This is a genomic window from Paraburkholderia monticola (assembly GCF_001580545.1).
Lineage (GTDB): Bacteria > Pseudomonadota > Gammaproteobacteria > Burkholderiales > Burkholderiaceae > Paraburkholderia > Paraburkholderia monticola.
On the sequence record NZ_LRBG01000038.1, the window covers coordinates 77150 to 98989 of the forward strand.

The 21840-nt window shown below is 64.6% G+C and carries 16 protein-coding genes; 11 read left to right on the plus strand and 5 right to left on the minus strand.

Going from position 1 to position 21840, the window contains the following annotated elements; all coding sequences use genetic code 11:
• On the minus strand, nucleotides 1-2697 hold the full coding sequence (locus tag CI15_RS27865) for a winged helix-turn-helix domain-containing protein (RefSeq protein WP_062134429.1): 2697 nt from the start codon (nucleotides 2695-2697) through the stop codon (nucleotides 1-3).
• Nucleotides 2698-2942: 245 nt separating this feature from the next.
• Between CI15_RS27865 and CI15_RS27870 the strand changes: the two genes are divergently transcribed.
• Complete coding sequence (locus CI15_RS27870) at nucleotides 2943-3392, plus strand: acyl-CoA thioesterase (RefSeq protein ID WP_062134431.1); 450 nt, start codon at nucleotides 2943-2945, stop codon at nucleotides 3390-3392.
• Nucleotides 3393-3451: 59 nt separating this feature from the next.
• Here the strand turns inward: CI15_RS27870 and CI15_RS27875 are convergent, their stop codons facing one another.
• Both CI15_RS27875 and CI15_RS27880 read right to left on the minus strand, forming a co-directional pair.
• Complete coding sequence (locus tag CI15_RS27875) at nucleotides 3452-4513, minus strand: NAD(P)-dependent alcohol dehydrogenase (RefSeq protein ID WP_062134434.1); 1062 nt, start codon at nucleotides 4511-4513, stop codon at nucleotides 3452-3454.
• A 30-nt stretch (nucleotides 4514-4543) separates the two neighbouring features.
• The gene (locus CI15_RS27880) at nucleotides 4544-6004 is read right to left on the minus strand and encodes an acyl-CoA reductase (protein ID WP_062134436.1); all 1461 of its coding nucleotides are present in this window, start codon (nucleotides 6002-6004) and stop codon (nucleotides 4544-4546) included.
• Between the two features lie 351 nt (nucleotides 6005-6355).
• Between CI15_RS27880 and CI15_RS27885 the strand changes: the two genes are divergently transcribed.
• Entirely contained in the window at nucleotides 6356-7084 is a 729-nt protein-coding gene (locus CI15_RS27885; RefSeq protein ID WP_082814321.1) for a TetR/AcrR family transcriptional regulator, read from the plus strand.
• 29 nt (nucleotides 7085-7113) lie between these two features.
• On the opposite strand, the gene phaC is transcribed toward CI15_RS27885, so the two are convergent.
• Nucleotides 7114-8763: a class I poly(R)-hydroxyalkanoic acid synthase gene (gene phaC / locus CI15_RS27890; RefSeq protein ID WP_075643796.1), complete on the minus strand. Its 1650-nt coding sequence runs from the start codon at nucleotides 8761-8763 to the stop codon at nucleotides 7114-7116.
• A gap of 390 nt (nucleotides 8764-9153) precedes the next feature.
• On the opposite strand from phaC, the gene CI15_RS27895 reads away from it, so the two are divergent.
• Genes CI15_RS27895 through CI15_RS27910 form a run of 4 tightly spaced genes read left to right on the plus strand, consistent with a single transcriptional unit; the run spans nucleotide 9154 to nucleotide 13167 of the window.
• Nucleotides 9154-10335 (plus strand): lipid-transfer protein, encoded by a 1182-nt coding sequence (locus CI15_RS27895; RefSeq protein WP_062134442.1) that lies wholly within the window; start codon nucleotides 9154-9156, stop codon nucleotides 10333-10335.
• Between the two features lie 13 nt (nucleotides 10336-10348).
• Nucleotides 10349-11548, plus strand: a complete 1200-nt coding sequence (locus CI15_RS27900) for an acyl-CoA dehydrogenase family protein (protein ID WP_062134445.1) — start codon at nucleotides 10349-10351, stop codon at nucleotides 11546-11548.
• A gap of 15 nt (nucleotides 11549-11563) precedes the next feature.
• A complete protein-coding gene (locus CI15_RS27905) occupies nucleotides 11564-12715 on the plus strand; it encodes an acyl-CoA dehydrogenase family protein (protein ID WP_062134448.1) in 1152 nt (383 codons plus the stop codon).
• Nucleotides 12712-13167, plus strand: coding sequence for a MaoC family dehydratase (locus tag CI15_RS27910; RefSeq protein ID WP_062134450.1), 456 nt, complete (start codon nucleotides 12712-12714; stop codon nucleotides 13165-13167). Before CI15_RS27905 ends, CI15_RS27910 begins: the two co-directional genes overlap by 4 nt.
• Nucleotides 13168-13264: 97 nt before the next feature.
• Here CI15_RS27910 and CI15_RS27915 read toward each other — a convergent pair whose 3' ends face one another.
• Nucleotides 13265-15967 carry a helix-turn-helix transcriptional regulator gene (locus tag CI15_RS27915; protein ID WP_062134453.1) on the minus strand — a complete coding sequence of 901 codons (2703 nt, stop codon included), beginning with the start codon at nucleotides 15965-15967 and terminating at the stop codon, nucleotides 13265-13267.
• Between the two features lie 279 nt (nucleotides 15968-16246).
• Here CI15_RS27915 and CI15_RS27920 point away from each other — a divergent pair, with 279 nt between their 5' ends.
• From CI15_RS27920 to CI15_RS27940, 5 genes are all read left to right on the plus strand, one after another.
• Nucleotides 16247-17383, plus strand: a complete 1137-nt coding sequence (locus CI15_RS27920; protein ID WP_062134456.1) for an acyl-CoA dehydrogenase family protein — start codon at nucleotides 16247-16249, stop codon at nucleotides 17381-17383.
• A 178-nt stretch (nucleotides 17384-17561) separates the two neighbouring features.
• Nucleotides 17562-18677: a porin gene (locus CI15_RS27925; protein ID WP_062134459.1), complete on the plus strand. Its 1116-nt coding sequence runs from the start codon at nucleotides 17562-17564 to the stop codon at nucleotides 18675-18677.
• Nucleotides 18678-18893: 216 nt separating this feature from the next.
• Entirely contained in the window at nucleotides 18894-20036 is a 1143-nt protein-coding gene (locus CI15_RS27930) for a Re/Si-specific NAD(P)(+) transhydrogenase subunit alpha (RefSeq protein WP_062134462.1), read from the plus strand.
• 12 nt (nucleotides 20037-20048) lie between these two features.
• Nucleotides 20049-20375, plus strand: a complete 327-nt coding sequence (locus CI15_RS27935; protein WP_062134465.1) for an NAD(P) transhydrogenase subunit alpha part 2 — start codon at nucleotides 20049-20051, stop codon at nucleotides 20373-20375.
• Nucleotides 20376-21824 (plus strand): NAD(P)(+) transhydrogenase (Re/Si-specific) subunit beta, encoded by a 1449-nt coding sequence (locus CI15_RS27940; protein ID WP_062134468.1) that lies wholly within the window; start codon nucleotides 20376-20378, stop codon nucleotides 21822-21824. It begins immediately after the preceding gene.
• The last annotated feature ends 16 nt before the right edge of the window (nucleotides 21825-21840 follow it).

Here is a 21840-nt window from a genome sequence, read left to right on the forward strand (position 1 = left end):
TCAGTCGATCAGCTTCTGGGTGCGGGCCCAGACCATCGCGTCGTAGCGGCGCGAAACCCCGAGCTTGGCGAAGACGTTGCGCAAGTTCCACTTCACTGTTTCGACGGTGATGCTGAGCGCGAGCGCGATGCGCTTGTTCGGCATCGCCTGCGCGACGAGGCTGAGGATTTCGATTTCGCGCTGGGTGAGCGCGGTCTTTGCGCTGCGCGCGCCGCTGTCCTGGCGCGGGAGCGCCGCGCTTTCCGCTTCCGCCACGCGCGGCCATGTCGAGAGCAGGTCTTGTGCGAACGCGAGCGCGGGGCCTTGCAGCGGCTGCGCCTGCACTAGCAGGGCGAGTTCATCGCGAGCCAGGGTGCCTTCGTCGAGAAACGTTCGCACGAGCCCATAGCGGCATCCGTACTGAACGGCGCGACTGCGCGATGCCATCGCGTCCTCGGCGCGTCCGAGACTCGCGAGCGCGCGAGCGGCGAGCAGATCGACGAGCGTCAGCAGCCGGCCACGTCCGATCGCGAGTGCGCGCCGGCGCGCCTCCTCCAATGCCAGCAGCGCGCGGGCAGGATCGCTTCCGAGTGCCACGCGGGCGTGGGCGAGTGCAGCCGCAATCGGGATCTCGGCCAGAAAGCCCCGGCTGTCGGCGTGAGATTTCGCTAACGCGTCGAGCGATTGCAGCAGGGCCTCTGCCGCCGCGCTATGACCGTTGCGTACGTGGATGCGTACCTGCTCCGCGAGCATGAGCGCGAGAGGCCGTTCATAGCCGAGACTGCGAAAACGTGCTGCCTGCTGGCGCAGGAACGCGAGCGCGGTTTCCGCGTCTTCCTGCAACAGATCGAGCCGCGCGCGGCACAGCGACGCGAGCACGGTGACCTCCATCCCCGACGATTCCAGCAGCCCGTGACGGTTCGCCAGCGTTTCGCGCGCGTCGTCGATCCGGTTCAGTTCATAGTGCGCGTCCGCGAGAAAGGCCGAGCAGACATTGGCGCACGCCGAATGCTGGCCGAACGTGTGCAGCGCACGAGCGTACAGGCTCGAGGCGAGCGCCGCCGCTTCGCGCGCATCGCCTTCGAGCAGTAGCGAGAGTGCGACCGTGCTTTGTGCCATGAGCATCATGTCGTTGTTGCGGTCCGCCTCCGGGATGGGCTCGGTTTCCAGCAGCTTGCGCGCATCGGCATGGCGTCCGGCGCCCGCATACGCCATCGTGAGCGCGGAGAGCCTCAGATAGCGCAGAAAAGGGTTGCCGGCGATGTCCGCATCATGCGATTCGAGCAGATCGATCGTCCGTTGGGTATCGTCGCGCTGCAACGCGATGACCGCGCGAACGAGCGGCAGACTGCGCACGAGCGAGGCACGGGCGGTTCCCTCGACGACGCCCAATTGGGCAAGCCCGGCCTCGGCGCGCGCCGGCCGAAGCCTGAGGGCGATCGCGAGACAGGCGAGTTGCGCGAGGCGCGGCCGCTCGAATAGCGTCTCGCGGGGCAGCCGCTCCAGCAGGTTCAGCGCGGGCGCAAGATAGGAGAGCGTCCACGTGGCCGGTGCCGCGCGTTCGATGAACTGCGCCGCCAGCGTCACGTCTCCAGCGAGGTTCGCGTGGCGCACAGCCTCGGCCAGCAGATCGTTCTGGGCGAACCAATGGCTCGCGCGCCGGTGCAGCTCGGCGAGCGCGGCAGCGCCGCGCCGCTCGACCCGCGTGATGAGGAATTCCGCAAAGAGACGATGAAAGCGGAACCACGAGACGTGCTCGTCGAGCTCGACGTGTTGAAGCGGCAGATTCTCGCGCTCCATGCGCGCGAGCAGCGCTGGCGCAGCCGGGTTGCCGCTCACGAATGCGGCGAGCGGCGCGTTGAAGCGCCGGAAGATCGACAGGGTCTCGGCCAGTGCGACGAGATCGGGCGGCAGCGTGGCGATCACCTCCTCGCTCAGCCAGGTCTGCAAATCGTTCGAGCGGCAGACGAGGTCGCGCAGGCGCGTGCGCGCGCCCGGCCGGTTGCGCAACATGATGACGATCAGTTGCAGGCAGGACGGCCAGCCGCCCGTCAGTTCGTGGACGAGGCTGGTATCGTCGGCGCTGACGTTGCCGATGCCGAGATTGCCTTCGAGAAAGCTGCGTGTTTCGGGGGATAGGAACGGCAGCTGCGCGCTGCCGATTTCGACGAGCCGGTCCATCACGCGCAGACGGCCGAGGCTCAGCGGTGGCGTGACGCGCGAGGCGATCAGCAGGTGCAGATTCGGCGTGCAGCGTTCGACGAGACGCTGCACGAGTCGATGTGCGCCGGGGTCCTCGACATGGTGATAGTCGTCGAGGATCAGATACAGCTCGCCGGTCTGTCGGGCAAGCGCGGCGAGGAGTGCCGAGGCCGCTTCGTCAACCGACGCGGCGCTGGCCTGCTCCACCGGCACATCCAGATCGACGGCAACACCGAGCTTTTGCAGCGCGGCGAACAGGACCAGACAAAAGTCCCCGAAGCCCTTGTCATCGCTGGTGAGCGAGAGCCACGCCACTTTCGCGTGATCCTGAAGGCAGCGTTGACGCCACTGGGCAAGCAGCGTCGTCTTGCCATAGCCTGCGCCTCCGGTGATCAGCGCGAGCGCACGCTGGCGCACCTGCGCCAGCGCATCGAGCAGGTCGGTGCGCGCGACGTGGTGTGCGCCGATGCGCGGCGGCGCGAACCGGGTCTCGATCAGCAGTTTCGTGAATTGCATCGTTGCAGCATCGCCCCAAACAGATGGCACCAGGCACGGGCGAGGATCGCCGTGCGTTGGCGCACGCGTATCCGGCCTTGGGCGACTATAGGGCGAACGGGCTGGCGGAATCTCCCCTCGTTTGGAGGGGGATGGGCGGTGGGCCCCCTCCATTGTGGAGGCGCGGGCGCGCCTCGCCATTCCTATACTGCGTAGGCCAATTCGGATGTCGCCTCCTCGCGCGACGAATCATTCGCTGAAACAGTATGAAAAACCCTCTCGCCCGGGGGCGCGACGCGTACCCCTATTTGCTGCCTATCCAGACGCGCTGGATGGACAACGACGTGTACGGACACGTGAACAACGTCGTCTATTACAGCTACTTCGATACGGTGGTGAACGAGTATCTGCTGCGCGAGCGCGTGCTGGATTTCGAATCCAGTGATGCGATCGGGCTCGTGGTGCAGACGCAGTGTGAATACTTTTCCTCGGTGGCGTTTCCCGACCGTCTGACCGTGGGGCTGTGCGCGGTGCGGATCGGCACGTCGAGTGTGCGCTACGAGATCGGTTTGTTCCGCGAGTGCGACGCGATCCCCGCCGCGCAGGGGCATTTCGTGCATGTCTACGTGGATCGCGTCACGCGTAAGCCCAAGCCGTTGAGCGATGCGCTGCGCGCCGCGCTCATGCCGCTTCTCCTGATCGAACAACCCGACTGAAGCGGCTGGCGAGGTCCGCGCGCCGCGCCCCGTCGTCGTCCTGCGCACCTCGACGCGCTTCAGCGCGCCGTCGGTTCCCGCAGCGTCGCCATGTCGATGACAAAGCGATACTTGACGTCGTTCTTCTTCATCCGGCTGAAGGCCTCGTTGATGTCGCCCATTTCGATCAGCTCGCACTCGGGCAGCACCTGATGTTCGGCGCAAAAGTCGAGCAGCGCCTGTGTGGCGCGAACGCCGCCGATCAGCGAGCCCGCCAGCGTGCGGTTGTTGCGGATCAGGAGGCCGCCGTGGACCGGTTCGAGCAGGTCGATCGCGCCCACCACGACGAGCTTGCCGTCGCGACCCAGCAGCATCAGATACGGATTCGTGTCGTGACGCTGTGGAATCGTGTCGAGAATGAAGTCGAACGAGTTGGCGGCGCCCTGCATGGCCTGCGCACCGCTCGACAGCAACACCCGGTGCGCGCCGAGCTTGAGCGCGTCGTCGACCTTGCCCGGCGAACTCGTGATGACGGTCACCTCCGCGCCGAGCGCGACACCTAGCTTCACGGCAAGATGGCCGAGCCCACCCAGGCCGACCACCGCCATTTTCGTGCCGGCGCCCACGCCGTACTTGCGCAGTGGATTCCAAACCGTAATTCCCGCGCAGAGCAGCGGCGCGGCGAGGAACGGGTCAAGCGTGTCCGGCACGCGCAGCACGAAGTGTTCGCGCACGACGATGTGATCCGCGTAGCCGCCGAACGTGAGTGTGCCTGTCTGACGATCGCGGCCGTTGTAGGTTGCTGTCGGCCCTTGCACGCAGAGCTGCTCTTCGTCAGCCGCGCAGGAGTCGCATTGCAGGCAGCTATCGACGAGGCAGCCTACCGCCACGCGGTCGCCGACCTTGAAACGCGTGACTTCCGGACCGACCGCCGTCACGTGGCCGACGATTTCATGACCGGGGACGCAAGGGTAGACCGTGTTCTTCCAGTCGTTGTTGATCTGGTGGGCGTCCGAGTGGCACACCCCGCAAAAGGCGATATCGATCGCCACGTCGTCGGCGCGCAGTGCGCGCCGCTCCAGGTGCATGGGAGCGAGCGCGCCATAGGCCTCGCGGGCGCCATAGCCCAAACAGCTTGTCATGTCGTGTTCTCGTGGAAGGAGGAAAGGGGATCAGGCGAGCGGCGGCCGTTGCCACGGCCCCGGCGTGAGGTGCGGCGTGTTGATCTGATTGGAGATCCACTTGCCCATGCGGCGCAGCGGCTCGATCGCGTCCTGCGGCGCGGCCCATTTCATCGCCACCGCGTAGCCGAGCGAGACGATGCGCTGCGCGCCGTGCAGCGGCAGGCGGTTCTTGAGCTCGTCCTTGAGCGCTTCGGGGTAGATGCCGACGGTTTGCGTGTAAGCGTCGACGGCGTCCATCACCTCGTCGAGCGAATCGACGGGGACCAGGTTGACGGTGCGGTCGTCGAGCTGCGTCGAGAACGACACCGGCTCGGAGATCTTCGACACGATCACTGCGCCCTCGCCATCCTTGCCGCCTATCACCTCGTACCATTCGTCGTCGAGGCGCAATGCGTCGACGTGTGCCTTCAGACCCGCGTCGTAACGTTTGGCCGGCGTGCTCAAGCTATTGGGCAGGTTTTGCAGTGCTTCGTAGACCGCGCGTCCGAAGCCGTCCAGTTGTTTCAGGCCTGCCGCGTCGGTGCCGCACTGGACGTAGACGACCCGCGCGTTCACGCAACCCTTCTGGTTGAGCGCGCCGATATCGCTCGCCAGACGCGTGGCCGCCTCGCTCACGTTTGATTCGCTAGCGAAGGTGTCCGCGCCGATGATGCTTGCGCTGCGCTTGGGGTCGAGCGAAATCAGTTCGAGCCCGGGTTGGATATACCGGCTCACGTGTTTCATCGAAGCGAAGCCGCCCCATGCGACGATCTTCTCGAGATTGTGCGGCTGATACAGGCGTTCTTCGAAGGCCTCGTCGCCACCTTTCCAGTAGGCGACGCTCAGGTGTCGCGTGAGCGGATGGTCCGGCGCCATATCGACCATCGTGCGTGCGATGGCGAGCGCCGTGAACGGATCGTTCGACGGCGCCTTGATGATCGCGTCACTGCGCAGCACCATGTTGCGCAGGATGGTCAGGAGCGAAACCGCTGGTGAGTTGCCGGCGACGATATGCAGCGCGCGCGAACCGAAGCAGCGGATTTCGAGCTCCGTGCCATCGATGAGACGCTGGCTGACCCATCCCTCCAGATACTTGATGCCGACCGTGCTGTCCACTGCCTCGACGATGGCTTCGCGCGTGAGCATGTGACGCAGACCGAGATAGCTCGACTTGACGAGACTGGGCGTGGTCGGCGCGGTCCGGTACGACAGTTCGCAGGCCTGTTGCAGGTGTGCATTCGTCGTCAGATCGAGCCTCGCGCCGAGCGCGACGGCGAAGTCGAGGATGTCGTCGAACGATAGCTCGTAAAGATCGGCCAGCTTCGCGGGATTGCCAAGCGGCAGCGCATCGAGATAGCGATGGGCGTCGGGCGTGAGGAAGGCGAGATCGCCGCCTCGGCCACCCACTTCGATCAGGTTGTCCGTGATGACCTCGCCGCGAATGATCATCGGTGCAATGGGCTTGTTCATGAAGTTGAGATGTCCTGTTAGAGAGCGTGCTGTCGATCGAACGAGGCCAGTATAGGTCTGCGAAACGCGCTGTCCGCTCCGGATTCGCGCTCTCCCGGGATGCACTGAATGCCCTGAAAACAAAGGGAAAATCGTTCGATGCGCGCGACCCTGGTCCGCGTAGTTTGCGTTTTGTTCGTCGACGGCCGGGGAGTTGCACTGCTCACAGGCTGCTATCCGCAAGAGGGGGGACACGCGCGGCAACGGCGGTTAGATTGCAGGAGGGCCAGACGTGCCGACAGCCTGACAATCATCGACTCATACGCCTTCGGAAAGCATGTCGCCATGCGGTGGAGGCGACGGAGAACGGACATGGACAGCCGCAGATCGCCGACATCGGCGCCCCCCGTGCAAAGGCTCTGGGGCGCGCATGGCGCGTTGGACCAGCATGATCCGGCCGACCTCCTCATCGAACTGGAAATGCCCTTGGCGCCGCGCAAGTCGCCGCGACAAGCCCGGTCGGTCGCGCTGGTCGACGCGCTGATGCAGGCGGCGCGGCAGATTCTCGATGAAGAAGGGCGCGAAGCCTTGACCGTACTGCATCTCGCCGACGTATCGGGCGTGGCGTCCAGTTCGATCTTCGAGTACTACCCGACGATGGACGCGCTGGTCGCGGCGATCTTCGACGCGTTTCGCGCCGACGTCTACGCGACGCTGCGCGCACGCATCGCGGCGTTGCCCGCGCAGGCCTCGCTGTTGGACGGCATTCTGCTGATCGTCAGGGCAGGGCTTGGCATCTATGCAGAGCGGATCCGGCTGGACCCGGATGTGTGCCTACGCATGACCCGTTATGACGAACTGGTTCGCCTTGACTTCGTGAAGTCCGAGGAGATCACGCACGCCCTTGTCGTTCCAGCGCTATTCGTGCGTTTTGCCGACGAAATCAGCGAGGACGACGTCGAGCAAGTCCAGTTCCTCGTCGTGCAAACGCTGATCGCGCTGGCACGCGCCATGTTGCTCGTGCGACCGGCTTACCTTGCCGAGCCCGATACGCCGGTTCTGATCGCGAGGATGATTCACGCGCTACTGGTGCCACGGTAGTTCTCTGGCTACTGTGCGCCAGTGGTCGCTCACGTGAGGCGCTCCTTCACATAGCGGCCGGGTGCCGGCTCGATGGCGCAATGCGCATCGTTGCCGGCACGTTTCGGCGCAGCGATATTTTTCCCCGCGTACTGCCGCAGCCAGTTGCTCCAGTGCGGCCACCAACTGCCGTCGTGTGGCGTGGCGTGGGCGAACCAGTCGTCGGCATCGGAGGCCTCATGCTCGCCGCCGGTCCAGTAGTTGCGCTTGTTCGCGGACGGCGCATTGATGACGCCAGCGATATGACCACTCGCGGCGAGCACGAACTGCGTCTCGCCGCCGAGCAGTTGCGTCGTCCGCCAGGCCGGGCGCCACGGTACGAGATGATCGCGTTCGGTGGCGAGCACGTAGGCGGGTGTGTTCGTCTTGCCCAGATCGAACGGCGCGCCGCAAACGCTCAGCTTGCCCGGCATGCACAGCTCGTTCTGGAGGTAGCCGTGACGCAGCAGCCACGTGTACATCGGGCCGGGCAGATTGGTCGCGTCGCTGTTCCAGTAGAGCAGGTCGAACGCAGGCGGCGTTTGCCCTTGCAGATAGTTGCCTGCGACGTAAGGCCAGATCAGTTCGTTCGCGCGCAGCGACTGGAAGACGAACGCCAGCGCCCTGCCGTCGAGGAGGCCGCCGCCGCCATGTATTTGCTCGACCTGCGCGACGACGCGTTCGTCGACGAACGTGCCGAGATCGCCGGGCTCCGCGAAGTCGAGCAACGTGGTGAGCAGCGTCATGCTCGCAGCGGGCCGTTGGTCGCGTGCAGCGAGCACCGCCAGCGCGGAGGCCAGCATCGTACCGCCGACGCACCAGCCGAGCGTATTGACCTGATCCGCGCCCGTGATCGCAAGCGTGACGCGGATCGCTTGCATCACGCCCTGCTCCAGGTAGTCGTCCCAGGTGGTGTGCCGCGACTCGTCGCGCGGATTGCGCCAGGAGATCAGGAAAACGCTATAGCCCTCTTCGAGGGCGAATCGTACGAACGAATTGCGTGGCTGCAGATCGAGGATATAGAACTTGTTCACGCACGGCGGCACGATCAGCAGCGGCCGACGCGCGACCTTCGCAGTGAGTGGCGCGTACTGGATCAATTGCATCAGTTCGTTTTCGAAGACCACCGTGCCGACGGACGTGGCCACGTTGCGGCCCACTTCGAAGGCGTCCTCGTCGGTGATGTGCATCTGGCCGCGCTGCGTGTCGGTGAGCCAGTTCGCGAGACCGGTGCACAGCGTAGCGCCGGCCGATTCGAGCGCGAGGCGCGCGGCCTCCGGATTCGTGAGCGCGAAGTTGGCGGGGCTCGCTGCGTCGATCAGCTGGCGGGTCATGAAGCGCAGGCGTTGCCGTGTTTTCGCATCGGCTTCCACGCTGCCGACCATGCCCGCGAGCAGGTCCGCGTTGGCCAGATACGACTGCATCAGTGCGGCGTACCACGGATGCGAGCGCCATTCCGGCGCATCGAAGCGGCGGTCGGCCGCGGCGGGCTCGATGTGCTTCGACGAATTCTCCGCGCCAGGGCTAGCGCCGGCGAGCGTTTGCCACACCCTCCATTGCTGATCCCAGTACTGCCGCGCGAGTGCGGCGAGAGGATCGGGTGCAGCCGGGCCGTCATTTCCGGCCGCGGAGAGAGCGTTGTCCGGGGCGTTTCGATTCACGTCGTTTCCTCTCAAGCGATGAACTGATCAGGCGGTGGTGAAGCGTCTTACTGCTCAGGTGATTTGCCGTGTATGCAGGGGCTGACACCGGATGTAGGGCTCTTTCATGTGAGGCTGCCGGTGACGTTGGACTCATGCGGGAAGGCGCGTGACGCACCTCGCGGCCCGGAAGCGAAGGTCACAGGATGAGAGGGATGGTGAGGCAGCGTCCCCTCTCCGATCGAGGGGGAGCCGGGCCGCCGTAGCAGGTGTACCCGAAACGACATGAAGCGCGAAGGCCGCGTTGTCGAACCTCCCAAAAAAGGAGGGGGCGTATGCGTTCAGGCCGCTCATATCATGCAACGTAACCAGTTCGCCATGACGGCGTACACAACGGAAAAAGGAGCAAGTATGACGCGCAAAGTAGTGGTGGCCGGCGTGGGCATGGTCCCGTTCACCAAGCCCGGTGCCAGCGAGACGTACGATCTGATGGGCGCGCAAGCGGCGCGTCTCGCGCTCGCTGACGCGCGGGTCGAGTATCAGGCGATTCAGCAAGCCTACGCGGGCTTCGTCTACGGCGATTCCACGGCGGGCCAGCGCGCGCTGTATCACGTCGGCATGACGGGGCTGCCGATCATCAACGTCAACAACAACTGTTCGACGGGTTCGAGCGCGCTTTACCTTGCGCGTCAGGCGATCGAAGCGGGCGCGCTCGACGTCGCGCTGGTGGTCGGTTTCGAACAGATGAACGCGGGCGCGCTCGGCAGCTACTTCACCGACCGGCCGTTGCCGCTCGATCTGTTCTTCGCGCAATGCGACCGCCTTGGCGTGCCACCCGAAGTAGCGCCGGCGCTGCGCATCTTCGGCGGCGCGGGTCTCGAACACATGAAGCGTTTCGGCACGACGATCGAGTCGTTCGCGAAGGTCCGCGCAAAGGCGAGCCGTCACGCGGCGAACAACCCGCTCGCTGTGTTCCGCCAGGTCGTCACTCCCGAAGAAGTTCTTGCCGACAAGGTGATGTGGCCTGGCGTGATGACGCGCCTGATGGCTTGCCCGCCGACTTGCGGCGCGGCCGCCGCCGTGCTGTGCAGCGAAGACTACGCGAAGAAGCATGGGCTGGACTCGCGTGTGTGGATCGCCGCGCAGGCGCTGACGACCGACCGTCCGGCCGCCCTCGAAGGCGACGACCTGCGCTACACGGCCGGCTTCGGCCTGGCGCAGGAAGCGGTGAGCAAGGTGTACGAACAGGCGGGCGTGGGTGCGGACGATGTGGATGTGGTCGAGTTGCACGACTGCTTCGCGCATAACGAACTGATCATGTACGAGGCGCTTGGCCTCTGCCCGGAAGGCGAAGCGGCGAAGTTTATCGACGACGGCGACAACACGTACGGCGGCCGCTACGTCGTCAACCCGTCGGGCGGGCTGCTTTCGAAGGGGCACCCGATTGGCGCGACGGGTCTCGCGCAATGCACGGAGCTGGTTCAGCAGTTGCGCGGCAACGCCGACAAGCGTCAGGTCGAAGGCGCGCGCGTGGCGTTGCAGCACAACGTGGGCCTCGGCGGTGCGTGCGTCGTGACGATGTACCGCATCTGAGGCGGAGCGCCAGATGGACTTCCAATCCGATCCGGGGCTGGACTCATTTCGCGAGGAAGTGCGCGCGTTCCTGCGCGAGTGCTTCCCCGCCGATCTGCCCGGCAATCCCGTGGGCAGCGTGCGCTCGGCGCGCGAGGATCTCGTGCGCTGGCAGCGCATCCTCAACGAGCGGGGCTGGGGGGCGCCGTACTGGGCGAAGGAGCACGGCGGCACCGGTTGGACGGTGCTGCAACGGCTCGCCTTCGATGAGGAATGTGTGGCCGCTGGCGCGCCGACGCAGGATTTCCTCGGGCAGAAGCTGCTGGCGCCCGTGGTCAATGAATTTGGCACGCCTGAGCAAAAGGCCGAGCACATCCCGCGTATCCTGAATGGCGAGCGGCTGTGGTGCCAGGGTTTCTCGGAGCCCGGCTCCGGTTCCGATCTTGCCTCGTTGCGCACGCGCGCTGAGCTGGAGGGCGACCACTACGTCGTGAACGGTCAGAAGATCTGGACGAGTTACGCGCACGAAGCCGACTGGATCTTCCTGCTCGTTCGCACGAACGCCGAGGTGAAGAAGCAGGCGGGCATCACATTCCTGCTCGTGGACATGAAGACGCCGGGTATCACGGTACGTCCGATTCGCAGCATCGACGATTGCCATCATCTGAACGAGACGTTCTTCGACAACGTGCGCGTGCCGGTGAGTCATCGGATCGGTGCCGACGGCGATGGCTGGACGATCACCAAATTCCTGCTCAACAACGAGCATGCCGGCGCCGCCGATCTGCCGTTCCTGCGCAGATGCCTCGGCAGGCTCAAGCAGATTGCGTCGAGCGAACAGGTGGAAGGCGCGCCGCTCGTCGAGGAGCACGGCTTCATGTCGAGGCTCGCGCGTCTGGAGGCCGAGATCGACGCGATGGCGATGATGGTCAAGCGCGTGGCGGCGCTGGAGCAGGATCACAGCCTCGCCGCGCACGCGATGGGCTCGATTCTCAAGGTACGCGGCACCGAATTGCAGCAGAAGCTCACCGAGTGCATGGTCGAGGCTTTAGGCGACTACGGCGCCGTGGCCTATCCCGAGCCTCACGACGCCATGCGCGAAGAGGCGTTGCCTCGCGAGCAAGTGGGTCGCGGCGTCGCCACCGAAATGTTCTTCCGTCGTGCTTCGACCATTTATGGCGGCACGAGCGAAGTCCAGCGCGGCATCATCGCGAAGATGCTGTTTCAACTCTGAGTCGCCGAACCCATCATGAATTTCAATCTGAACTCAGAGCAGCAGATGCTGCAGGATAGCGTGCAGCGCTTCGTCGAACGGGACTACGGTTTCGAGGCACGTCGGGCGTTGATTGCATCGGGCTCGAAGTGCGGCACGCCACACTGGAACACGTTCGCGGAGAACGGCTGGCTTGCCGCCGCGCTGCCTGAAGCGTATGGCGGCCTCGGCGGCACGGTGATCGAGACGGCGCTGATTGCGCAGGTGTTGGGGCGCGCGCTCGTGATCGAGCCGTATATGGGTTGCGCCGTGCTCGGCGCGCAGACCATCGCGGCGGCGGGTACGTCCGAACAATGCGAACGCCTTTTGCCGGCGCTCGCGGAAGGCACGCGACGTATTGCGCTGGCCTATAGCGAGGCGCACTCGCGCGGTTTGCCGGAGCATCTTCGCACCCGTGCGGAGAGCACGGGCAATGGCTACCGGTTGAGCGGGCGCAAGACACTCGTCGCGGGCGGCGCGCACGCCGATGCGTTCGTCGTGTCGGCCATGACGCAGGATGGCGGCCTGACGCTCTTCGTTGTCGACGCCGACGCGCCGGGACTCACACGCCGGGCGTTGCCGTTGCATGACGGCAGTTGGGCGGCGGAGTTGACGCTGGACGGCGTGACGCTACCTGTCGGTGCGCTGCTCGGCGAGCCTGGACGCGGGCTGCCCGCGTTGCAGCAGGCGCTCGCGCATGCCACGGCCACGCTGTGCGCGGAACTGGTCGGTGGCATGGAGCGGGCCATCGAGTTGACGGCGGACTACCTGAAAGTGCGCAAGCAGTTCGGCGTGCCGCTTGGCAGCTTCCAGGCGTTGCAGCACCGTCTCGCCGACATGGCGGCGGAGCTGGAAATCGCGCGTTCGATGCTGTATGCACTGCTCGCGTCGATCATGAACGACGAGGCCGCACGGCGCGACTATGTCGTCTCGCAGACGAAATCGCTGGTCGTCCGTGCTGCGAAGTTCGTCTGCGGGCAGGCGATCCAGTTGCATGGCGGGATCGGCGTGACCGACGAATATCAGATTGGCCACTACTTCAAGCGCGCGATCGTCGCGGACGCCATGCTCGGCGGCAGCGATCGTCACGACGCCCGTTGCGTCGACTACTTGCGGCGCGCACTAACTCAAGGAGACGTATCACAATGAGAGAGTTCGACAAGATCGCCGATCTCGCGCCGCTGGTCGGCGAGCAGATCGGCACGAGCGACTGGCTGCTGATCGACCAGGCCCGTGTGAACCAGTTCGCGGATGCCACGGGCGATCATCAATGGATTCACGTCGACGTGGAGCGCGCAAAGGACGGTCCGTTCGGCGGCACGATCGCGCATGGCTTTCTGACGCTTAGTCTGTTGCCCGCGTTCTTCGCCACCGCGTTCAAGGTCAACGACGTGCGCAGCGGCCTGAACTACGGCCTCGACAAAGTGCGCTTCATCGCCCCTGTGCCGGTGGGTCGTCGCCTTCGTGCGCATTTCCGTCTCGCCGGCTTCGATGCGCTCGACAACAGCGGCGCTCAGGTCAAGTTCGAGATGACGGTCGAGTGCGAGGGCGCGGGCAAGCCGGCCTGCATCGCCGAATCGATCATGCGTCTCTTTCCTTGATGCCGCTGCTGTCCGTGTATTGACGCGCGTGTGGCGGACGGGCGTGGCGCGATGGCCGCGTTCGTTCGCTGCTTTGCAGGGCTGCCCCCGCGATCGTCTATTCGATCAGCCCGTTCTTGCGGGCCCAAAGCATGGCGTCGTAGCGACTCGACACGCCGAGCTTCGCGAATACGTTGCGCAGATTCCACTTCACTGTTTCGAGCGTGATGTTCAGCGCGAGTGCGATGCGCTTGTTCGACATGGCTTGCGCGACCAGTGCGAGAATTTCCAGCTCGCGTGGGGTCAGTGCTGAGTCCCCCTTGCGGCCGACGGCGCGCCGCGAGACGCCTCCAGAGCCGTCCTTGTCCAACTCTCTGGGGAATCGATCGAGTAGGCCGACGACATAGTCGTGAGCGGCCCCGTCGATCCACGCCTCCTCCACCGCGCGATTGAGCAGCGTGGCAGCGGTTGCGCCTTCGTCAATGAAAGTGCGCACGAGACCGAATCGCGTGCCCGTCCCGATTGCTTGCAGGAAGGAATCGCGCGCCTGGGCAATGAGTTCGAGATCGACGAGCGTAGCCGCCAGAAGAAAATCCGCCAACGCGGCTAATCGGCGCCGCCCCAACGCACTGGCTCGCGCATGCGCATCGCGCAGCGATGCCAGCGCGGCCTCCGGTTGCGCCGCGCGCAGCACGCGCGCATGCGCCAATGCGCCGATAGCCGCAATTTCGGCCCGAATCCCACGGTCGTCGCGATGGGCTTGCGCCAGTTCGTCCAGCAGGACATCGAGTTGGGCGGCACGCGCGTGGCGATTCTTTTGCAGGAGGATCCTGATCTGCTCGGCCAGCATATACGCCACGGGGCGGGGCTGCTGGTGATCGCGCAGGTGCGCAGTCTGCTGCTCGAGGAAGGTGAGCGCGACGTCGGCGCTGACTTGAAGACAGTCTAGCCGCGCGCGGCACAACGACGCACGGATGGTCAGGTCCGGCCCCGACGATTGCAGCAGGCCCCGACGGTTCGCGATGGTTTCGCGAGCGTCGTCGATGCGATCGAGTTCGTAGTAGGCATCGACCAGCACGCTCGCGCAGATGTTTGAGCTGATCGAGTGACGGCCGACGGCCTTCACCGAGCGCGCAAGCAGCGGTGTACCGAGGCGCTCGGCCTCGCGCGCGTCGCCCTCGGCCAGGATGGCCGCGACGTGAGCCGCTTCGACCACGAGCGCCATCTCGTCGTCGCGGTCCGTGGACGGGATGGGGCGCAGATCGAGCAGGCGCGTCACGTCCGCGTAGCGGCCGGTGCCCGCATAAGAGACGCACAGCTCAGCGACGAAGAAATAGCGCAAGAAACGGTTCTCGACGATGACGTCGCGCATCGGCTCGAGCAGTTCGACCATGCGCTGCGTATCGTCGTGCTGGAAGGCGATGGCCGCGTGGATCATCGGAACGCAAGCGGCCAGCTCCGGGTCGTCGGGCAGCGCGCCCGATTGCAGATGCGCCAGCCAGGCGCTCGCCTTGTCGGGCCGCGTAGTGAGCGCGATCGTGAGGCAGGCGATGAAGAGTAGACGCTGATGCCGGAACAGCGTCGCCTCGGGCAACTGTTCGAGCAGATGCAGCATCGGGCTGAGGTATTCGAGGCTCCAGGCCGTGGGCTCGGCGCGCTCGATGACTGTCGCCGCGAATTCAACGTCGCCGCCCGTGCTCGCGTGCCGGACCGCCTCGGCGAGGTAGCCGTGCTCAGCGAACCAGCGGCTGGCCCGCAGGTGCAGCTCTTTGACTGCCGCGTCATCCCTTGCCACGAGCCGTGTAGCCAGATATTCGCCGAACAGCGGATGAAGGCAGTACCACGCGAGGCGGTCGTCCGAATCGACGCGGCTCACCAGCAGGTTCTCGTCCTCCATCCGCTTGAGCAGGTCGGCAGCCTGTGGGTCGCCGGTAACAGCGCGCGCGAGCGGCGCGTTAAAGCGCCGGAAGATCGACATCACCTCGGCGAAGGAAGCCAGTTGCGCGGGCAGATCGGCCATGACCTCTTCGCTGAGCCAGGTCTGCAGGTCGCTCGAGCGCCAGACCAGATCCCTCAACGTCGCGAGCGTGTCGGGCCGGTTCTTCAGCATGATGACGATGAGCTGAATGCATGAGGGCCAGCCGCTAGTCAACTCGTGGATCAGCCCCGCCGCATCCGCGTCGAGCCTGCCAGCACCGAGATTCTCGTCGATGAACGCGCGCGTTTCGGCCAGACTGAACGGCAGCTCCGCGCTGTCGAGTTCGACGATCTGGTTCATCATGCGCAGCCGGCTAAGGCTCAATGGCGGGGCGACACGCGAGGCGATCACAACATGCAGGTTGCCAGGCGCCTGATCGAGCAGCTTCTGCACGAGACGATGCGCGAGTGGTGCCTCGACGTAATGGTAGTCGTCGACAAAGAGGTACAGCTCCTTCGGCCAGTCGAGCGCGCTTTCGACGATTGCTGCAATGGCGGCATCCATTGCGCTGGTGCTGGCATCGTCGATCGGGAAGTCCGTCTCCGCGCATAGGCCGACGCGCCGCAGCGAGGCGACGAGCGTGGCGCAGAAGTCGGCGTACCCCTTTTCTTCGGCGGTCAGCGTAAGCCATGCGACATCCGCGCCGGCCTTGACACAGGCCTGGCGCCATTGGGCCAGCAAGGTGGTCTTGCCATAGCCGGCGCTACCCGTGACGAGAGCGAGCACGGCGTGCTGCATCAGGTGCAACTGGGCGAGCAGATCGGTGCGAGGTACATGCTTCGCACCAATGCGCGGCGGCGTGAAACGCGTGGCAGCCACGTGTTTGATGAAAGGCGTTGTCAAATTGTCACCTGGTCGATGCCGTGCCTCGCGGCTTTTCTCTACCCCCTCCGAAGGAGGGGCGAAAAAACAAATCGCGGAAACTAACTTAACACAAGTGCAACGTCAAGGAAGCGCGTGAGCTACGCGCAAAGTCCGTTTGCTGCGTCGACCAATGGCGTTATGCGGACCGGGCACGCGAAGTCCTGACTATTCCCGAACCGGGGGCGCGACGCTGCGTGCCTCGCCAATGCAACGGGTGTTGAACGCCCTATCGAGTCGCGGGGACGCGCAAGGTGATCCATGAGCTATCGAGTTCCCACGGAAGAGCAGGCGTTGGCGGTCGAGAGCTTCCGCAAGTTCCTGCTGGCCGAGGTCAGGCCGGTTGCGCGCACGTACCGCGACCGCTTCATTCCGAAGGTCACGATGCGCGAGTTGACCCAACGCATTGCCGAGTTTGGGCTACCGGGCTGCACGGTGCCGGTCGAGCACGGCGGTATGGGTTGGTCGTACGCGACGCAGGCCATGCTGTTCGAGGAACTGGCTGCCTGCTCGTTCGACATTGCGCTGTGCGTCATGTCGAACATGGGACTCGCGGCGACGCTGCTCGACGCGGCCGCCGAACTACGCGAGCGGTATTTGCCCGAGACGCTGGCGGGTCGACTCTTCGGTGCAAACGGCCTGGGCGAACGGCGACTCGGCTCGCACGGCACGGAGATCGCCGCCGCGCGTGACCGTGATCACTTGATGGTGAACGGGGCGATGACGGGAATTATCAATGGCGTCTATTCAGATGTGTTCGTCTGCGCGGTGCGTACAGAAAGCGGCTTATCGCACCTGTTGATCGATCGTGAGGCGCACGGCTACGAGGCGTACCGCGTCGATAGGGTTGCGCTCGATGCGCAATCGACCACACAAATTCTGATCGCCGACGCACGCGTTCCGACAACGAATCTCATTGGCGAAGAGGGCGAGGGCCTGCGGGATATGGCGGGACTCAGCGCGCGGGCGAGTATGCATGTCGGCGTATTGGCAGTTGGCCTGATGCGCGTCGCGCTCGACGAATCGATCGCCTGCGCCACGAAGAACATCGGGTTCGGCAAAGTCATCGCGTCGCATCAATTGATGGCGGCGAAGCTCGCAGACATGGCGATCTCAACGGACGCGGCACGGCTGATGTGTCAACGCGCGTTCAGCATGAGGGATGCGGGTGTGTGCTGCGACCTGCAGGCGTCGATGGCCCTGGCCTTCGCGGCCGACGCCGCAGTGCGGGTATGCGGTGACGCCGCGCGATTGCACGGCGCGAGCGGCATGGCGCACGACTTCGACGTCGAACGACTGGTGCGCGATGCCATGACCATTTCAATTATGGGCGGCGCTCCAGAGATGCTGCAACTTGGAATCGCGCGCGCATTGACCGGCGTGGCCGTGTTCGAATGACTGTGCCGCCTGTGCTGAGTGGGCACAGGCGTATTCGGGTCCTTCGCACCGTTGCGGAGGACCCTTTTTTTGTGCCCCCGTGGCGCGTGGCGACGAAGAGGTAGAAGCCAAGGCATTGGAAATGAAGCAGGGCCGTGATTGAAAAAGTAGAGACACGAGACGTATCGGAGGAGAGGGCATGTGCATCATCAGGCAGAGTATTGGCGGAGCGGTGTTGTTGCTGGCCGCGCAAGGAGCATGGGCGCAGTCGACGCTCACGCTTTACGGTGTCGTCGACAGCTTCGTGCAATATCTCGACAACGGTTCGGCGCATTCGTATTCACTGCGTAGTGGGGGCGGAAGTGGATCGAGTCTGGGTCTGAAGGGAGACGAGGATCTGGGGGGCGGCTTGACGGCGAAGTTCGTGCTCGAAAGCGGCTACAACGTCAACAACGGGTCTTTCTTCGTCGACAGTTCCACGTTGTTCTATCGTCAGGCCTGGGTCGGACTCGCGCACGCCGACTACGGATCGCTGACATTCGGCCGCCAGTATCAGCCGACGTTCTGGGCCATCTACTACACCGACCCGTTTCGCGGAAATGAAGTGCTTTCACCGGTGGCTGCCGCAGCGGTCGCGGTCGATCGCAACACCCTCGCCACGCAGGCCGCATCCGGTCGCTCCAGCAATTCGATCGAGTATCAGTCGCCGGTCGTCGGTGGCCTGAAGCTTTACACGATGTATGCGTTCAGTTCGACGACGACGCTTCCAGTTGTGCAGGCGGTCGGCAATCTGTTCGATATCGCGCTGACGTACAACGGATTTGACCTGTTCGCTGGACTCGCCTATCAGAATCAGCACGCGGGATCGGAGAACCTGCCTGGCTTGCCTGCTGCGCTAAACCTGCTCGGCACGGAGCGCTTTACCGCCGCCGTTGCGTATCGGATCGGCATCGTGAACCTGCAGGCGAACTACACCTATAACCGTTCAAACGACGCTCCCTCGGGTTCGCTGGCAGCGCGTCTGGGTGCGGCTCATTCGTACAGCTTCACGGAGATTGGCGCGACGATCCAGGCGAGTGCCGCGGACGCCGTTGTGATCGCCGGAATCGAACGCAACGCGCGCGGCGTGAACGATAGCGCGAAGGGTATCCAGATCGGCATCGATCACAGCATTTCGAAGCGCACGCAGATTTATGCTCGCGCCGGCTACATCAAGAACCATGGCACTTCGATGATGAGCTGGCCAGCGGTGTCGGTAACGGAGCTCGGGTCATCGCAGAGCATGGTGGCTCTGGGGATCACGCACCGTTTCTGATGCGTTGCACGGGCCGTCGCAGATCTCCAGTGAGATTCGCAATCAGGCGCCGAATCAGCCCCCCGTTTCGATAGGGGCATGTGAGGGCTTATAGCCGCTAATCTGCCGGACGCCTGTGTGCCCGTTCACGGGTCACGATCATCACGAGTCTGCGCACCGTCGTTACAGACACATCGGCAGATGTGTCGTCAAACAGGAAGTCGAGGAGAACCAACGATGCACATCGGAGTGCCAGCCGAGACGCGCGCGCATGAAACCCGCGTTGCCGCGACGCCCGAGACGGTCAAGAAGTACGCGGCGCAAGGCCACCGTGTCACGCTCCAGAGCGGCGCCGGCGCCGGCGCGAGCTTTCCCGATGAAGCCTATACGGCCGTGGGCGCGGAAATCGTCGATGCCGCCACCGCGTTCGGTGCCGATCTCGTCCTCAAAGTCCAATCCCCCACCGATTCCGAATTGCCGCTCCTGAAGCGCGGCGCGACCCTGGTCGGCATGCTCGATCCGTTCAACGCCGAGAACGCGGGCAAGCTCGCCGCGGCCGGCGTGACCGCCTTCGCGCTCGAAGCCGCGCCGCGCACGACGCGCGCGCAAAGCCTCGACGTGCTGTCGTCGCAGGCCAATATCGCCGGCTACAAGGCGGTGCTGCTCGCGGCGACGCTCTATCCCCGCTTCATGCCGATGCTGATGACCGCGGCCGGCACCGTGAAGGCCGCGCGCGTGCTGATTCTCGGCGCGGGCGTGGCCGGCCTGCAGGCGATCGCGACCGCCAAGCGCCTGGGCGCCGTGCTCGAAGCGTCCGACGTGCGTCCGGCCGTGAAAGAGCAGATCGAATCGCTCGGCGCGAAGTTTCTCGACGTGCCCTATGAGACCGACGAAGAGCGCGAGGCCGCGCAGGGCGTCGGCGGTTATGCGCGGCCGATGCCGCCGTCGTGGCTCACGCGCCAGTCGGCGTTGGTCCACGAGCGCGCGAAGCAGGCCGACATCGTGATCTCGACCGCGCTGATTCCGGGCCGCGCCGCGCCGACGCTGATCTCGGTCGACATGGTGCAGGCGATGAAGCCGGGCTCGGTGATCGTCGATCTCGCGGCCGGCCGCGGCGCCGAATATGAAGGCAGGCGCGGCGGCAACTGTCCGCTGACCGAGGCCGATCAGGTGGTGGTGCGCTATGGCGTGCAGATCGTCGGCTATACGAATCTCGCCGCGATGGTGCCCGCCGACGCTTCAGCGCTGTACGCGCGCAACCTGTTCGACTTCCTGAAGCTGATCGTCACGAAGGAAGGCCTGCTTAACATCGATCTCGCGGACGACATCGTCGCGGCCACGCTGCTGGCTCGCGACGGTCAGGTCACGCGCCAGGCATAGGAGAGGCCGAAGATGGAAGTCATCAATCACACAGTGATCAATCTGATCATCTTCGTGCTGGCGATCTACGTCGGCTATCACGTGGTCTGGAACGTCACGCCCGCGCTGCACACGCCACTGATGGCCGTGACCAATGCGATCTCGGCGATCGTGATCGTCGGGGCGATGCTCGCGGCGGGTCTGACGGTCGGCAGCGCGGGCAAGTTCTTCGGCACGATTGCCGTGGCGCTCGCGGCCGTCAACGTGTTCGGCGGCTTCCTCGTCACGAGGCGAATGCTGGAGATGTTCAGGAAGAAGGAACCGAAGAAGCTTCCGGCGGCTGGCAAGGAGGGTACGTAAATGAGCCTGAACGTCGTCACGCTGCTATATCTGATCGCCTCGGTCTGCTTCATCCAGGCGCTCAAGGGGCTGTCGAATCCGAAGACGGCACGCGTCGGCAATACCTTCGGCATGGTCGGCATGGCGATCGCGATCCTGACGACCATCGCGCTGATCTCGCGGCAGGCCGAAGCGCTCGGCTCCAATCTCGGCCTCGGGCTCGGCTTGCTGCTGTTCGGGCTCGTGATCGGCGGCTCGGTCGGCGCGTTCGTCGCCGCGCGCGTCGAGATGACGAAGATGCCCGAGCTCGTCGCGGCGATGCACTCGCTGATCGGTCTCGCGGCCGTGTGCATCGCGTACGCGGTCGTGTCGGAGCCGGCCGCGTTCGGTCTCGTCGATCCCGACGTGCCGATCGAGGGCTTCCTGCCGTACGGCAACCGTATCGAACTGTTCATCGGCACGTTCGTCGGTGCGATCACGTTCTCCGGTTCGGTGATCGCGTTCGGCAAGCTGTCGGGCAAGTACAAGTTCCGGCTGTTTCAGGGCGCCCCGGTGGTGTATGGCGGCCAGCATCTGATCAACCTGATGCTCGCGCTCGCGATGCTCGGCTTCGGCATCCTGTTCTTCCTCACGCAGTCGTGGTTGCCGTTCATCATCATGACGATCATCGCGTTCGTGCTCGGCGTGCTGATCATCATTCCGATCGGCGGCGCGGACATGCCGGTCGTCGTGTCGATGCTGAACTCGTACTCGGGCTGGGCGGCCGCGGGCATCGGCTTCTCTCTGAACAACGCGATGCTGATCATCGCGGGCTCGCTGGTGGGTTCCTCGGGTGCGATCCTGTCGTACATCATGTGCAAGGCCATGAACCGCTCGTTCTTCAACGTGATCCTCGGCGGTTTCGGCAACGAGCCGGGCGCGGCCGCGGCGGGTTCGGCGGAGCAGCGTCCGGTGAAATCCGGTTCGGCCGATGACGCATCGTTCATGCTCGGCAACGCCGAGACCGTCGTGATCGTGCCGGGCTACGGGCTCGCCGTGGCGCGGGCGCAGCATGCGCTGAAGGAGCTGACCGACAAGCTGGTCGAGAAGGGCATCGAGGTGAAGTATGCGATTCACCCGGTGGCCGGCCGCATGCCGGGTCATATGAACGTGCTGCTCGCGGAAGCCGAAGTGCCGTACGACATGGTCTTCGAGATGGACGACATCAACGGCGAGTTCGGACAGGTCGACGTGGTGCTGGTGCTCGGCGCCAACGACGTGGTGAATCCCGCCGCGAAGAACGATCCGAAATCGCCGATCGCGGGCATGCCGATCATCGAGGCGTACAAGGCGCGCACGGTGATCGTGAACAAGCGCTCGATGGCGGCGGGTTACGCCGGACTCGACAACGACCTGTTCTACATGGACAAGACGATGATGGTGTTCGGCGACGCGAAGAAGGTGATCGAGGATATGGTGAAGGGGATTTGAATGAATTGGACAGAAA